Here is a 14,681-nt window from a genome sequence, read left to right on the forward strand (position 1 = left end):
GCCGCCGATACCCCGCGCTCCCTGACAAGCTTCACTGCCTCAAGCTTGAACTCGCGACTGAATTTTCGTCTCTGCATGGCTCCCTCCGGCTTCATGAAACACCCAATCTCGGTGTCCACCAAACCGGCAGCAGCTCAGTTGGGCGGAAGGCGCTTCGAAGTGCGCCGAGGGAGGAGCTCTAAGTCGCTCAGATGCAAGTCTGCCGGCAGCAGCCATCCCTCTTCGCGCGAGGGATCGTCACCGGAGGCGAAGACGCTCCTTGCCCATCTTCAACCGAGGGGCGGCTTCGTGAGGCTGCTCGCTCAGGCGGCCGAGTAAAGCCCGGTCCGGCTCGCCGGACGCGCCGACCCTATCTCGGATCATTTCCGATGCTAGAATTGCTGGACATGCCTGGAGGCGCTGCCTGTGCTCGACGACATCGACAAACTGAAGTTAAAGCGAATATGCGACGACTGCGTCGGTGAACCGTTTCTCAAGGACTTGATCCAGAAGACGGGAAAGAAGCGGAAATGCGCCTATTGTAAAATCAGTGCTCCAACCATCTCGGTCGGAGAACTCGCCGAACGTGTCGACGGCGCATTCGATCGGCATTATCGAAGAACGTCTACAGAGCCGGATGGCTATCAGTGGATGGCGATGAAGGACCCCGAATCGAATTATGATTGGGAGCGTGACGGCGAGCCGGTGATCTGGGCGATCGTCAACGCAGCTGTGATTTCTGAAAAGGCGGCAACAGACGTTCAAGAGATTCTGTCAGAGGAACATGGCAGTTCGCCATCGGACTACACCGGCGAAGAAGAGCCCTACGATAGCGACTCTCACTATGAAGAGATCAGCGTCGATGACTACGCCTGGCAGGAAGAATGGCGCAATTTCGAGCACTCACTGAAGACGGAGAGCCGCTATTTCAGCCAAACCGGTCTCGCACATTTGAAATCCGTGTTCGCTGGACTTGATGCGCTGAAGACCTCAAACGGGCAAGCCCTCATCGTCGATGCTGGACCGGGAACGCCGTTCGAGGCGTTCTATCGCGCACGCTATTTTGAGTCCGGGTCGAAACTTAAAGAGGCCATGAAGCGTCCAGACCGCAACATCGGGCCGCCCCCAACCGAACTTGCTGCTGCTGGGCGAATGAATGCGCGCGGGATATCGGTCTTCTACGGCGCCGGCAATGCCGAGACAGCGCGAGCAGAGATACGGCCCCCCGTCGGATCGCGGGTCATTGTGGCAAAGTTCAAAGTGATGCGCACTCTGAAGCTTCTCGATCTTCGCTCGTTCCTCCACGTCCACGAAGCGGGAAGCATTTTCGACGAAACACTGGCTCGACGGACGGGTCGAGCAGTCTTCCTCCGCAGTTTGGTTTTCAAAATGACGATGCCGGTGATGCCAAGCGACGAGGCGACGTCCTACCTGCCTACGCAGGCGATTGCCGACTTTTTGGCATCAAACATGGAGCCCGAGCTCGACGGAATTCTCTTTCCATCGGTCCAGGTTGCCGGTGCAGGGCTGAATGTCGTGTTGTTCCACAAGGCCTCACGCGTCGCCGGAATCAGTCTGCCGAAGGACACGAAACTCATCGCTTCTCAAGGTCACACGACCGAGGAAGGTTATGAGGCCGACTACACCGTCTTTGAAGAAGTGCCGAAGCGGGACGAGCCCGAAGAGCAAAAGGCCCAAACCTTATGGGAGCCGATTGGCATTATCTCGCCAGAATACGCCTACGGTGGAGATACGCGAATGACATCGCTCGATGTGGACCTGGGCAGCGTCGAGGTACACGAAATCAAATCGGTGAGCTTCGTCGCAGACGTTGAAGCCGTGACCCGTCATCGTATTGAAAGGCGGTTTCAGAAAGTGACGAAACAGGTGGACGAGGAAATCATCGACTTCTGAGGCTCTTTCCACAGGTTCTTCTCAAGTGACAGGCCAGGCCTTGGCGCGATAAGGACGACGACGTTCTCCATCCGGAGCCAGTCGGCGAGCAATGCCTGCATTCGGCGCATTCCGTCATCGGACGACTTGCCAGCGAGTAGGTCGTTGCCCTCGCCCGCAGATACAGGCGCAAGAAGTTGGTATTTGCAGATGTCAGTCACAACGATCTCATTGCGTGGAGCCTCCGTCGGCTATCGGGCTTTCTTCACGATGTTCATTCACCGCGTCGAACACAGCATCGTCAAGCAATCGCAAATCGAAGTGCCGCATCACGCCTGGAGAAAAGTTTGTGGTGTGTCGGCCTGCCTACCAGTCGGGATTCGAATTGGTGATGGCGATCGACGTTGCAGCGCAACGTTGCGCGGCAACAAGATTCTCCAGCGCACTTGCCGTGAGATTGTGTGAACGCGCTTCACTCGGAAACGTCCGTTGCAAGTGGGCCAACGTTTCGTCGATGTGCATCGGAAACAACCACTGCCGAATCATGGCCCGGAGAAAACCCGCCGAAAGCACCCGAATCGACCGAAATTTGAGGCGAATTGTGCGGCGCATGGTGGTGGTTTAGGCACGAAAAAGCCCGTAAACCGGGGCTCATTTGCGATGCCTTCGGGCCCGGAGAGAAAGTTCGCGGGCTCCGTGGCGGATCGATCGAGATTCGAACTGGGAGTGGCTGACAGGCGGATCTAGTGCGAATATTTCAACAGTTTTGCGCCTTCATGTTGAACGATTTCGAGGGCTTGAATCGTCTACCTGTTTTCGGCAGAAAAAAATAAGCTGTTGGCCTTTCTGTTGGCCTCGTGATCATTTCTAATGATAAATTATCCCATAAAATCAGTTCGTTACGGGGAATTTGCGATTCCGTCTCGGGCACCATCTACCTTCTCAAGCCATTGATGCGTGACCTGGTCTGCCAGGCGCTGGCCGGCGATTAGGCGCCCGCGATCCGCATCTTGCCGAGGAAGTCGCGCTTGCCGATCGGCACGCCTTTCTGGCGCAGGATGTCGTAGGCGGTCGTGGCGTGGAAGTAGAAGTTCGGCAGAGAGAACGACATCAGGAAGTCTTCGGCCTTGAACGGAATCTTGCGGTCGCCGACCGAGAAGATCACGTCCTTGCCCTCGATGCCGTTCACCTCGTCGGGTTTGATCGCCTCGAGGGATGCGCGGGCATCGCTCACTAGTTTCTGAAGAGCGGCGTAGTCCTCGCCCGCGGGCTTGGGCGGGGAGAAGGCACCAGCCATCGCGCCCCTGATGCCGCCGGCGGAGTGGTGCGCCGCCGCGACGATCTGGAATCGGAACGGCGCCATGTCGGGAAACAGCTTCGTCTCCACGATCTCATTGGGATCCAGGCCCTTCTCCGTGCAATGAGCCAGGCCCTTGGCGAGAAAGCCCTCGACGCCGCCGAGAATCTGTAGGAACGACCTGACGCTGAGGTCATAGAGTGAAATGGCCATGAAGCACCTCCCTTTGTCGTGACGTTACGATTTTGGACCGAACTCGGCGAGACTCGGTCTCGCTGTCTGGGCGACATGTTCACGAAGAATGCCGTCGCAGCGTAGTTCACGCCCTCGGAAAACTTATCCTTCCGGTACCGGTCGACTCGCAAACCACGCCCGTGAACGCGGGGTGAAGAGCATGTAGATGGCAGCGAACATCAATACGAGCCGCACCTCGACCAGCAACAGCACGGGATCACGCTCCACCATCTGGGGATATCGGATGCCGTCGTAGGCAACGATTATCAGACTGAAGGGAATAGCTATCACCCAGCGAAGGAAATTGCTCTTGCGGCGGGTGCAGAACAGCATCAGCAGAAATGTTCCGCCAAAACGGACGCTGGTCAGCAGCGCGGCAATGTAACGCCCGAATCTGCTCACGGACCAATCGAACATCATAATGGTAATGAACACGCTCAACACCAAGGTGGCGAGCCACAGTCGCTCGAACCAGGCGATGTCTGGCGGCGCGTCGGCATATTCCTCGAAATAAGCCCTGAACATCCTAAGGTCTCCCGAGACGATAGCTGCCCACTTGCTCCCGCGAACTTCGGGGCACGTTGACTGTCGGCGTAAGGGTGTGGCGGAGCCTGAGTGAGCATGCGTGGCAAACCGACACTTCGTAGCATGCAGCGTGCCTTTCACATCGCCCTGTCTGGATCCGAAGGAAATCGAGCACCATCAGAGCCGCAGTGCAGACCGAGCCGGGGATACTGGTGCGACGTTGCTTGTGCATTGGTTGGTCAAGGAAGCGCTCGTGGAGCGATTGCCGCCATTGACTACAGACCCACCGTGCAAGCGCGCAGAAATCCGTCGAGCCTTCACGGGAGTCGTTGCTGCTGCAGGCTGGGCGCAGTCGCGCTGCTGTCGAGCCTGATCGCCGCCTGGATCGCCTATGTCGCGGTGGCGTTCCTGGCGGTCCATTTCGATCCGCCTCAACAGCCCTTACCGAAAGGTGCGACGCGGGAGTTTTTACTGGCTCGTCTTGTTGAACGGATCGGAATGGGGACATGCAATTCGGCCATATGGCATCGAATGCCGAACCGTGCCGCAACGTATGGGCGTCGGAATTTCTTGGCTTGCGCAATCCGTCTGGTGAGCGGAAGGTCGAAACATGGCTTCCCTTGTCCACCCACGGTTGATCGGCAAGCGTGTGCTGATCGTCGAAGACAACTACCTCATCGCGACGCATCTCGAACAGATCGTGCGCGATGCAGGCGGCTGGCCGGTGGGGCCTGTTTCCAACATCGATCGTGCCTTGAAACTCCTGCGCTGGGGCAAGGTCGACGTGGCGCTGCTCGATTGCTGGCTGTCCGGTGGACACGCTGGACCCATAGCGGAGCTGCTGTGGTTTCGCCGGACGCCGTTCGTCGTTGTCACCGGCTGCGATACTTTCGATCTGCCGCCGGCCCTGCGCGATGTGCAATTCGTCCCCAAGCCGTTCAGCGGCAGCGACGTCGTCGGCGGTCTGGCCCAGGCAATCGGCCGCCAGCTCTGATCACAGACTGAACGATGTCCGCCTATGCGCTGTATCAGCCGCGCGATCGAGTCGGGTTCTGCCCTGGTCGACGTCGATATCAGCGTTGATATGCGGAAGGGGCTTGATCTCCAGGATCTGACCGGCAGCCCTCGAAGCGGACTTTTCGATGCCGTCCCGCGTACCAGGCCTCGTGCGTGGCTCGGTCTGCTTGGCAACCAACGGAGCAGCGGGAAAAAAGCAGGATCGTGACGGCAAGCAGGTCGGCACTGCCACCTGCGGACAGGTTACGGGCCACGAAATCGCGGTGAACCTGTTCTGCTCGTGTCTTCCAGCTCTTTTCGTAGCAGCCGCCCTGCTCCAGAAAGGCTCGCGCGGCGTGTCGCACGAAGCCGCTTCCGTCCAGGCCTCCCCGATACAGCACGGTCGTGTCTTCGACGGCTTCCATCAGCGTGAACAGGGTTTGGACACTTGCGGTATTTCCATCCAGGCCCGCTCTCAGCGCCGTACTGTAGGCCGGAAGCGCCACATCGAAGATGCTGGGAAATCCGAGCGCCGCCTCGCGCCTCGCGCCATCGTGACCCGTGGCGCGTCGCACGATCGCGCCGTGACTATCGCCGATTTTGCCGTCCGCGGCATGGGCCTCGAGGGCGGCGCCCCATTCCCCTCGCAATGTCGTGCGGACCAGGTCGGGAGAGACATCTTCGCGCCGAGCCGTTACGTGCGCGATGGCGGCGACCATCATTCCCATCGCGAAGATGGCGCCGCGATGCGTATTGACCCCGCCTGTGGCGGCCAGCATACGCCGCTCCGCCTGAACACCAAGCGGCTTCAGCGCGCCCTCGAAAGACTTCCCCTCCCGACCGGCGGCAGCAATGGCCTCGAACGGTTCGGCCAGGGCATCGGCAGATCGGCGCATCAGGTCGAAGTCCATGTCGGCGTGTGACCCCGAGTCGATGGGACTCACCAGGCCAGGCTTCGGATAGGCCGCGAGTTCTTCGTGTAATGCCTTGACCGCAGCCGCGGCCAGATCGGCATCCGTGATCGCGGCGCGCGTGGCGGCGTCGAAGGCAGCGTCGGGACTCACGGCGCGAGTTCCGTGCGCGGAACGAGCCGGAGAGCATCGATCGACTTCAGCACGATTTCCGGTTCGCCCTGATGATATTCTCGCCACTGCACCTCGCCTCGGTCGGCGAGAGACAATTCGCCGTCGATCCGGAAGGCCAGCGTCGGCTCCTCGCGGGCGAGCATCGCCGCCGCGCGATCTGCCTCCTCGAGGGACACGACGTCGATCACGACATCGAGGTCCGATGCTTCATGCACATGTCGCTCGTCCGTGAGGGCTTGCCACATCCAGCTACCATAGACGCGGACCACGACGCCGGCTTCCGAGGCCGCGGCCTGCAGGCGCGCGAAGGCCGGCGCCTTCGTTCGGGCGGCCGCACACTGGGCCACCGCGTCGAGCGACAGTGGCCGCATGCTTTCCACGATGTGCTGCGGGACAGTTTGCGCAGCGACCCGACGCGGCCTCAGTTGCGGATGGTGACGATCGGTGGTGCAGAAGCCGAGTCCGATCTCCGCCCCTTCGCCGCGACGGCGCGTGACGACGAAAGGCCGTCCTTGCGCCTGCCAGGCAGCGGCGCGCGCGCCATCGTCGGTATCGAATGCGTCCGGCGGCTCGGAAAGCCAAACCAGGCTGTGGCGGCGAAGCGGCTTCATCGCGCCGATTCGGTCAGCACCTTCTTGCGGATGTCGAGGGCGAGCTTGCGCCCACCGCGCTTTTTGCCCAGCTCGGCGCGATTGTCCACCGGCGAGGCCGTCGCGATCGCCTTCTCGAGCTTGGCGGCGACACCGTCATCGAGCGTCCACACTTCCTCGACGCCGCCCAGAAGGGCAAAGGGCTGCGCGCCGAATTCCAGCGACGGCATGGTTTTGGAGAGCTTGGTCAGGACCGGAACGGGGATCTTGGTGACCGCCGACATCGCCTCGACCGGCATCAGCCCGACGCTCGCGGAGTCGAGCGCATAGATGCGGTCGCCGAACATGCCGTAGCAGATGAACGCCCCGCCGACCGCCTTGCCGGTGGCGACGGTGATGAGCTTGTGGCCGTTGCGGCGCGCCAGTTCGAGGCAGCTCAGCAGATGGCCGAAATAGCTGGCGAGGCCCAGCATCTCGGCGACGCGGTTGGGCTCCTGGCCGGCGCTGTCGACCAGCATGACGATCGGCATCTTGGGGTGATGCTCGATGCAATCGATGACCTGCGCCGCCAGATGCAAAGCGGCGGCGTTGTCGACATAGGTTCCGTCGCAGGTACCGATGACGCAGACCTTGGTCGTTCCGACGGCGGCGTAGCCGGTCAGCAGCGACTTCTTGACCGCGACATCCTTGGCGGAGGTGCCGAACAGCTTGGCGAGCAGGGCACGGGAGGTCAGCTTCTTCATCGATCTCACTTCCCGCGCTTTGCCATCGCCGCGAATTCCGGCCCGGAGGCGAGCGACGCCGCCTCGATGTCGCGAACGCCCATGCCCTTCCAGACTGCATCCGCGTCTTGCGTCTGGCCGAACCGCTTCAGGCGCTTGGCGAGTTCGGCCTGGCGTGCCTTGACCGCCTTCAGCGACATCGGGCTCGACTTGCCCAGCAGCCTGGCGATCGCGTCGCGAATCTCGCCGGCATCGTCGTGGACCAAAGCGTCGGCATCGCCCAGCAGATACTTGGTCTTGCCGCCGCTGGTCTTCCAGACCAGGGCCCGGTTCGACGAGTCATACGCCTTCTTGCCCATCCATTTCTCGATGACGATGGGGCCGGAAATGCCGAGGCGACCATGTTCGGTCATCACCCGGAAGTCGCAACAGGTCGACAGGATACCCATGCCGCCATAGGCGCCGATGTCGGAGCAGATCACGGCCAGCGTCGGCACCTTGAGGGCGCGACACTCGAAGATGGCCCGCATGGTCTCGGCGATGGCGATCTCGCCAGCCGACCCTTCATGCAGGCGCACGCCGCCGCTCTCGATGATGATGACGCAGGGGATACGGTCCCGCGCGGCGGCCTTGAACAGGCCGGTGAGCTTGGCGCCGTGGATCTCCCCCACCGCGCCACCGACGAACTGGCCGACCTGGGCGGCCAGATAGATCTTGCGACCGCCGATCTTCGCGCGGCCGATCACGACGCCATCGTCGAACGACACCGGGATGCCGAGCTGCGCGAGGTAGGGGCTCGTGATGCGTTCCGGCGGCGCCAGCAGCTCGTCGAAGCTGCCGGGATCGACCAGGGCCGCGATGCGCTGCCGGGCCGTCTGCTCGTGGAAGAGGGGGCCGCGCGTCATTTGTCGCCTCCGGTCAGATGATCGTAGGCCTGACGGAGCCTCAGGTTGACGAGTACCGGCGGGGCGCCCTGGTCATGGATGGTGACCTTGGTGCCGCCGGCCGGATAGTGGGTCGCGAAGTCGGCCAGAGCCGCCAGCCAGGACGACTTGTAGCCGGGGATCGAGGTTTCGACGTGGCACTCCATGGTGCCGGAGGCGCCCGCGCGTTCCAGCAACACTTCGAGGTTACCCGAGCCCACGACCCCTGCCAGCGCCCACGGCTTCGTGGTCCTCGCCTTGAGCGGCTTGGACGGGAAGGCCTTTGTGAACTTTTCCATGTTGCGTGGTCCTACCAGTCGACGAATTGCGGCGGCGGGTCGTACAGACCATTCGACCACCGCACCAGGCCCTTGATGTCCTGCGCGGCGAGCAGGCTGCGGCTCGCCTCGCGCGGCGACACGCCGACATCCTCGGGGAATTGCACGATGCCGCGGCGTCGCAGCTCCTCGGTGTCGCGCTTCCGGCGCTTGAGGCCGACCGGCGTGTAGCCGGCGACCGAGCGGATGGCGGCCTGTCGCTCGGCGATCGAACGGCAGGCGGCGAGATTGGCGATGCCTTCCTCGGTGACGACATGGGTGACGTCGTCGCCGTAGATCATCACCGGCGCCACGCCGTGGAGCGCCTTGCGGATGCTGGGATCCTGCGCGTCCAGTTCCTCGACGAAGGTGGGAACGCGCCCGGACTGGAAGGTCTCGACCATCTGCACGACCAGCTTGCGGCCCGGCGGCGAGCCGGGCCCAGGATTGGCTTCCGCGCCGACCTTCAGCCATGACTCGGTCGGATGGCGGCGCCCGGCCGGCTGGCAACCCATGTTGGGCGCGCCGCCGAATCCGGTGATGCGGTTCTTCGACACCGTCGAGGAATTGCCGTTGATGTCGATCTGCAGCGACGCGCCGATGAACATGTCGATGCCGTAGTGGCCGGCAAGCTGGCCCATCGCCCGGTTGGAATGGAAGCTGCCGTCGCGGCCGGTGAAGAACACGTCGGAATGAGCCGCTGTGTAGCGTTCCATGCCGACTTCGCCACCGACGGCAAAGACGCTTTCGACCCAGCCCGACTCGATCGCCGGGATCATCGTCGGCAGCGGGTTGACCATCCAGTACTTGCAGATCTTGCCCTTGAGGCCGAGGCGCTCGCCGTAGGTCGGGAGCAGCAGTTCGATGGCGGCGGTGTTGAAGCCGACGCCGTGGTTCAGCGACTGCACACCGTACTTCTCGTAGATGCCGCGCAGCGCGACCATCGCCATCAGGACCTGCACGTCTGTGATCGCGGCGGGGTCGCGCGTGAACAACGCCTGCAGGTGCATCGGATACGGCGCCTGCACCACCAGATCGACCTGGTCGGCGGGGATGTCGATGCGCGGCAGCTTGTCGACGATCTCGTTGACCTGCGCGAACACGATGCCGTCGGAGAAGGCGGTCGGCTCGACGATGGCCGGCGTTTCCTCGGTGTTGGCGGCGAGGAAGAGGTTGCCCTTGCGATCGGCCTGAGCGGCCGCGATCAGCGCCACGCGCGGCGTCAGATCGATATAATAGCGGGCGTAGAGTTCGTTGTAGGTATGGATCGCGCCGACGGGGAACTTCTTCGCCTTGACCAGATCGGCGACAGCCGTGCCCTGGGGACCTGCGTAGCAGAAGTCGACCTGCCGGATCATGCCCTTCTTGAAGAGCTGTATGTGGGCCGGCAGCGTGATGCACGACATCACGAGATGAATATCGCTGAGGTCCTTGCGGTCGAGGGAAGCGAGCTGGTTGGCGAGAAAGTCGGCCTGCTTCTGGTTGTCGCCTTCCAGGCAGAGGATATCGCCGGGCTCGATGACTCGCTTCAGGACCTGGGCGACGTTCGCGGCGGAGACAAACTTGCCTCGTGCCAATTTGCCTACGCGTTGGAGGCGCTTTGCCTTGTTCTCTCGTCGCAAGGCAGACTTTGCGGTAGCCATGCAGCCTTTTCGCTTATCGGTCGCCAAGGGTCAATTGACGAATGGGCGACATCCTTGATCTGCGTCGCCGCAGGCTTGCGCTGGCGTGGAGGGCGGAGGAGAGACCGCTCCGCCGCCCTCTGATGCTAGACGCGGCGCAGGTCGCGGAAGTCGGCCTGGCGATAGAACTGATAGGTGTAGCCGTCGATGGACCTGGCCATCACCGCGTCGTGGTTGGGCTGCCACAGCATGACCAGGGGCGTATCGGCCGTGAACAGCGAGATCATCTCCTTGCAGTCGGTGTCGTACTTGCCCTTGTCGGTCTGGTAGCGCGCGTCGAGGGTGAGCTCCTCCATCCGCGGGCTCTTCCAGCTGGCGAAGTTCCAGCGCTGGTCGCGCGTGAAGTAGAGGTAGAAGAAATAATAGGTGTAGGGCAGCCAGGCCGTTGCGCCGTCGGTGAAGAAGGGCATCTTCTTGTCGGACTCGAGCGTGTTGAACTCGGCATCCGGCTTCTTCTGGATCTCGACCTGGATGCCGATCTTGCCCAGCGATTCCTTGACCAGCGCCGCCATCGGCTCGGCCGTGGCCGCCTGACCGGCGGTGAAGGCAAAGGTCGTCGAGAAGCCGTTGGGGAAACCGGCCTCGGTCAGCAGCGTCTTGGCCGCGGCGAGATCGGTCCTGTTGGGGATCTCCTGCGGGAAGCTGGCGTCGGGCGGCGTCTTCGTCCAGGTCGCGCCATACAGCTTCTTGCCGCGGGCAAACAGTGCGGCCTTGAACATATCGTCGTAGGGCAGGGCCGCGGCGACAGCCTGCCGGACCTTGGGATTGTCGAACGGCGCCATCTGCGTGTTCATGGTGATGTGCGTGAAGCCGTTGGTCTGCGGGATCGACACGACCTTGGCCTTGGCCGACTTGTCGAAGGTCGGGATGTCGCTCGCGGCGAGGTCGATCGACAGGTCGGCGTCGCCGCGCTCGATCAGGATGGCGCGGGTGGCCGCCTCCGGCACGGTCTGGATGATGATGCGCTTGAAGGCGGGCAGCGCGCCATTGGCGCCGCCGACCCATTTCTCGTTGCGACGCAGGACCGTGCTTTCGCCCGGCTTGTGGCTTTCGACGATATAGGCGCCGCTGGCGGCGGTGTTGCTCTTCATCCACTCCATCGCCCAGGGGTCGTCGCTGGAGGCGTGCTGCTTGGCGAGCTTGCTGTTGATCATGATGGCATAGCAGACGCAGAGATTGGCGAGCGCCAGCCGGTCCGGCTTGTCGAGCGTGACGGTGAGGGTGTGCGCATCGACGATCTTGAACTGGTCGGGGCTGATCAGCGATCCGGTCATGAATTGCGGTGCTGCCAGAGACTTGGCCGAGACGTGCCGATCGAGTGACCACTTCACGTCCTCCACCGTCACCGGCGAGCCGTCGTGCCAGAGAGCGTCGGGGCGCAGCGTGATGGTGATGACCTTGTTGTCCGGGCTGATGCTGTAGGACTTGGCCAGCTCGCCGCGGATCGTGTCGGGATCGAAGGTCCAGGCAGTGTCGCCGAATTTCTTGCGGCCGAAGGCGAACAGCCGATCGTAGACATTCATGCTGAGGCCGAAGGCCTCGCGCGTCGCGCCGGGCATGGTCGTGTCGAGCGTGTTGATGGTGGCGCCGGTCACGTACCGCAACGTCTCGGCCCGGCTTTGCGCCATGGCTTCGGTGGCGCCGCCGGCGATCAGAGTTGACCCGGCCAGACCTTTCAGTAGAACGCGACGTTTCATGAAACACCATCCCGATCGGTGGATTGCGCTCTTCGAGGACGCAAGTTCCGCGCCATAGAACGATCGATGGCGCTCCGATCACCGCTGCCGAAGGGTCAGGGTCACTTGGAGTGCGATTAGGCTAGCCGGGCGGCGTTGGCCCTCGCCGCGGCGGGCGTGCTAGTCTCGCCGCAACAATAAGCGAAAGAAGAAATCCGACAGGGAGGAAGCAATGCGGTACGCACGCGTGCTCGTGGCGTTGTTGTCCTGTTGCGTGGTAGCGGTTCCGGCGTTGTCCCAGAAGGTGTTGGCCCAGAACAAGGCGGTGAAGATCGGCGTGCTGGACGACATGTCCGGGCCCTATGCCGAGAATACCGGGCCGGGCGATGTCCTGGCGGCCAAGTTCGCCATCGCCGATTTCGGCGGCTCGGTGCTGGGCAAGCCGATCGAGCTGGTGAGTGCGGATTTCCAGAGCAAGGTCGATATCGGCGTCGGCATCGCCAAGCGCTGGTACGACGACGAAGACGTCGACATGGTCATCGGTATTCCCAACTCGGCGATCGCCCTGGCGCTGGTCAAGGTAGCCGGCGAGAAGAACCGCATCGTCATGCCGACGGCGGCGGCGACCTCGGAACTGACCGGCAAGGGCTGCGGGCCCAACAGCCTGCACTGGATCTACGATACCTACGGCCAGACCAAGACGATCGTCAGCGCGCTCACGAAGCAGGGCGGCGATACCTGGTTCTTCGTCACCGTCGATTATGCCTTCGGTCTCGCCATCGAGGCCGATGCCACCTCCTTCATCAAGGCGGCCGGCGGCAAGGTGCTGGGCTCGGTGCGGCATCCGCTGAACGCTTCGGACTTCTCCGCCTACCTGGTGCAGGCGCAGGCCTCGAAGGCCAAGGGCCTGATCTTCGCCGATGGCGGCAACGACATCATCAACGGCGTCAAGCAGGCCGCCGAGTTCGGCCTCGCCCGCCAGGGCATGCGGATCAGCGCGCCGCTGATCCAGTTCCCGGACGTGCACGGGCTCGGCCTCAAGGTGGCGCAGGGGCTCTTGATGGCGAGCCCGTTCTATTGGGACATGAACCCGCAGGCGCGCGCCTTCAGCGACCGCTTCGCCAAGGAGATGGGCCGGCCGCCGAGCTTCATCCAGGCCGGCACCTACAGCGCCGTGACCCACTATCTGAAGGCGGTGAAGGCAGCCGGCACCGACGAGGCCAAGGCCGTGCTGGCCGAGATGCGCAAGCTGCCGATCAACGATTTCATGACCTCCAATGGCCATATCCGCGCCGACGGACGCGTCATACGCGACATGTATCTGATGCAGGTCAAGACGCCAGAGGAATCGAAAGGCGAATGGGATCTGGCGAAGATCATCGCCACCGTTCCCGGCGACGAAGCGTTCAGGCCCCTCAGCGACGGTGCCTGCCCGATGGCACCGAAGCACTAGGGGCGGTGGTGTCGACGCCCGAGCCTGTCAGGCCCGCGCCGGCAGCGTCATGGCTGTTGCTGGCGCGGTGTCCTTGATCGGGAAGTGCAGCAGGGCAGCCACCGCGCCGGCGACGGCGGTCAGGATCCAGACCGGGCTGTAGGAGCCGGTGAGATCGAACACGAAGCCGCCCAGCCAGGCGCCCAGGAACGAGCCGATCTGGTGGCTGAAGAAGCAGACGCCGAACAGCGTGCCGAGATGGGCGACGCCGAATACCTTGGCCACCCAGCCGCTGGTGAGCGGCACGGTGCCGAGCCAGGTGAGTCCCATGACGGCGGCGAAGGCGACGACCGAGGCGTCGCTCTTGGGCATCAGGAAGAACAGGGCGATGGCGACGCCGCGCACGAGATAAAGCCAGCCCAGCACGTATTGCTGGCGGAACCGTCCGCCCAGCCAGCCGCAGGCCCAGCTTCCGACCATGTTAAACAGGCCGATCAGCGACAGCGCCACGGCGCTGAGGCCGACTGGCATGTGGCACAGGCTGAGATAGCCCGGCAGGTAGGTGGAGATGAAAGCGAGCTGGAAGCCGCAGGTGAAGAAGCCGAGGGTGAGCAGCCGGTAGCCGCGATGATGCAGCGCCTGGGCCAGGATCTCGCCGAGAGAGGGAGTCTGCAACTCGAGCGTCGGCGTGGTGGTCGTTCGGCGGGCCGCGAGCAGCAGGCCGAAGGGCGCGGCGAAGGCGAGCAGGATCGCCAGCCCGAACAGCGAGGCCGAGAGGCCCCAGCTGTCGATCGTGAGCTGGGCGATCGGCGCGAGCGAGATCTGACCGACCGAGCCGCCGGCGCTGGCAAGGCCCATCGCCAGGCTGCGCTTTTCCGCCGACGCCGTGCGACCCACCGCGGTCAAGACGACGCCGAACGTGGTGCAGCTCATGCCGATGCCGACCAGCAGGCCCATGCCCAGGACGAGCACGATCGGCGAGGTCGTGCTGGCGGCGATGGCGAGACCGCCGGCATAGGCGAAAGCGCCGAGCGCCACGAGCGGTGGAGCGCCGTATCGATCGGCGGCGGCGCCAGCCAGTGGCTGGGCGAGCCCCCAGACGAGATTGTGCAGGGCGATGGCGAGCGCGATCGTGCCGACCGGCAATCCGCGCTCCACCGCGAGCGGGCCGAGGAACAGCCCGAAGGTCTGGCGCGTGCCCATCGCCGCACTGATGATGACCGATGCGGCCACGATGACGATGACGAGATGGCTGCCGAACAGCCGCGATCGCGCGGCTCCGATTGGCTGCATGGTGAGTCCTCCGGTCGGCGTCACCATGCTGAGCCGA

The 14,681-nt window shown here is 63.1% G+C and carries 15 protein-coding genes; 4 read left to right on the forward strand and 11 right to left on the reverse strand.

The window, feature by feature from the left end; all coding sequences use genetic code 11:
* Window positions 1–77 (reverse strand): transposase (locus B5D62_RS34285; protein ID WP_336470176.1); only part of this gene is annotated, 77 nt, incomplete at its 3' end.
* A gap of 328 nt (window positions 78–405) precedes the next feature.
* On the opposite strand from B5D62_RS34285, the gene B5D62_RS26320 reads away from it, so the two are divergent.
* Together B5D62_RS26320 and B5D62_RS33105 are read left to right on the forward strand one after the other, a co-directional pair.
* Window positions 406–1,893 (forward strand): RES family NAD+ phosphorylase, encoded by a 1,488-nt coding sequence (locus B5D62_RS26320; RefSeq protein ID WP_085937043.1) that lies wholly within the window; start codon window positions 406–408, stop codon window positions 1,891–1,893.
* A gap of 189 nt (window positions 1,894–2,082) precedes the next feature.
* Window positions 2,083–2,337 (forward strand): hypothetical protein, encoded by a 255-nt coding sequence (locus tag B5D62_RS33105; protein ID WP_139374108.1) that lies wholly within the window; start codon window positions 2,083–2,085, stop codon window positions 2,335–2,337.
* Between the two features lie 523 nt (window positions 2,338–2,860).
* Here the strand turns inward: B5D62_RS33105 and B5D62_RS26325 are convergent.
* The gene (locus B5D62_RS26325; protein WP_085937044.1) at window positions 2,861–3,382 is read right to left on the reverse strand and encodes a DUF1993 domain-containing protein; all 522 of its coding nucleotides are present in this window, start codon (window positions 3,380–3,382) and stop codon (window positions 2,861–2,863) included.
* A 123-nt stretch (window positions 3,383–3,505) separates the two neighbouring features.
* On the reverse strand, window positions 3,506–3,928 hold the full coding sequence (locus tag B5D62_RS26330) for a hypothetical protein (protein ID WP_085937045.1): 423 nt from the start codon (window positions 3,926–3,928) through the stop codon (window positions 3,506–3,508).
* A 610-nt stretch (window positions 3,929–4,538) separates the two neighbouring features.
* On the opposite strand from B5D62_RS26330, the gene B5D62_RS26335 reads away from it, so the two are divergent.
* Entirely contained in the window at window positions 4,539–4,922 is a 384-nt protein-coding gene (locus B5D62_RS26335) for a response regulator (protein ID WP_085937046.1), read from the forward strand.
* Window positions 4,923–5,001: 79 nt separating this feature from the next.
* On the opposite strand, the gene mdcB is transcribed toward B5D62_RS26335, so the two are convergent.
* From mdcB to B5D62_RS26370, 7 genes are all read right to left on the reverse strand, one after another.
* Complete coding sequence (gene mdcB, locus B5D62_RS26340; protein ID WP_336470173.1) at window positions 5,002–6,075, reverse strand: triphosphoribosyl-dephospho-CoA synthase MdcB; 1,074 nt, start codon at window positions 6,073–6,075, stop codon at window positions 5,002–5,004.
* Window positions 5,985–6,620, reverse strand: coding sequence for a malonate decarboxylase holo-[acyl-carrier-protein] synthase (gene mdcG, locus B5D62_RS26345; RefSeq protein ID WP_085937047.1), 636 nt, complete (start codon window positions 6,618–6,620; stop codon window positions 5,985–5,987). The genes mdcB and mdcG overlap by 91 nt, the downstream gene beginning before the upstream one ends.
* Window positions 6,617–7,342: a biotin-independent malonate decarboxylase subunit gamma gene (locus B5D62_RS26350; protein WP_085937048.1), complete on the reverse strand. Its 726-nt coding sequence runs from the start codon at window positions 7,340–7,342 to the stop codon at window positions 6,617–6,619. Before B5D62_RS26350 ends, mdcG begins: the two co-directional genes overlap by 4 nt.
* 5 nt (window positions 7,343–7,347) lie before the next feature.
* Entirely contained in the window at window positions 7,348–8,226 is an 879-nt protein-coding gene (locus B5D62_RS26355; RefSeq protein WP_085937049.1) for a biotin-independent malonate decarboxylase subunit beta, read from the reverse strand.
* Entirely contained in the window at window positions 8,223–8,543 is a 321-nt protein-coding gene (mdcC, locus tag B5D62_RS26360; RefSeq protein ID WP_085937050.1) for a malonate decarboxylase acyl carrier protein, read from the reverse strand. Before mdcC ends, B5D62_RS26355 begins: the two co-directional genes overlap by 4 nt.
* Before the next feature lie 11 nt (window positions 8,544–8,554).
* The gene (gene mdcA, locus B5D62_RS26365; protein WP_085937051.1) at window positions 8,555–10,204 is read right to left on the reverse strand and encodes a malonate decarboxylase subunit alpha; all 1,650 of its coding nucleotides are present in this window, start codon (window positions 10,202–10,204) and stop codon (window positions 8,555–8,557) included.
* A 125-nt stretch (window positions 10,205–10,329) separates the two neighbouring features.
* Window positions 10,330–11,940: an ABC transporter substrate-binding protein gene (locus tag B5D62_RS26370; RefSeq protein WP_085937052.1), complete on the reverse strand. Its 1,611-nt coding sequence runs from the start codon at window positions 11,938–11,940 to the stop codon at window positions 10,330–10,332.
* A gap of 211 nt (window positions 11,941–12,151) precedes the next feature.
* On the opposite strand from B5D62_RS26370, the gene B5D62_RS26375 reads away from it, so the two are divergent.
* On the forward strand, window positions 12,152–13,372 hold the full coding sequence (locus B5D62_RS26375; RefSeq protein WP_085937053.1) for an ABC transporter substrate-binding protein: 1,221 nt from the start codon (window positions 12,152–12,154) through the stop codon (window positions 13,370–13,372).
* Between the two features lie 27 nt (window positions 13,373–13,399).
* On the opposite strand, the gene B5D62_RS26380 is transcribed toward B5D62_RS26375, so the two are convergent.
* Window positions 13,400–14,644 (reverse strand): MFS transporter, encoded by a 1,245-nt coding sequence (locus B5D62_RS26380; protein ID WP_139374109.1) that lies wholly within the window; start codon window positions 14,642–14,644, stop codon window positions 13,400–13,402.
* Between the last annotated feature and the right edge of the window lie 37 nt (window positions 14,645–14,681).

The sequence above is a fragment of the Enhydrobacter aerosaccus genome (genome assembly GCF_900167455.1).
In the GTDB taxonomy this organism is placed as follows: Bacteria; Pseudomonadota; Alphaproteobacteria; order Reyranellales; family Reyranellaceae; genus Reyranella; species Reyranella aerosaccus.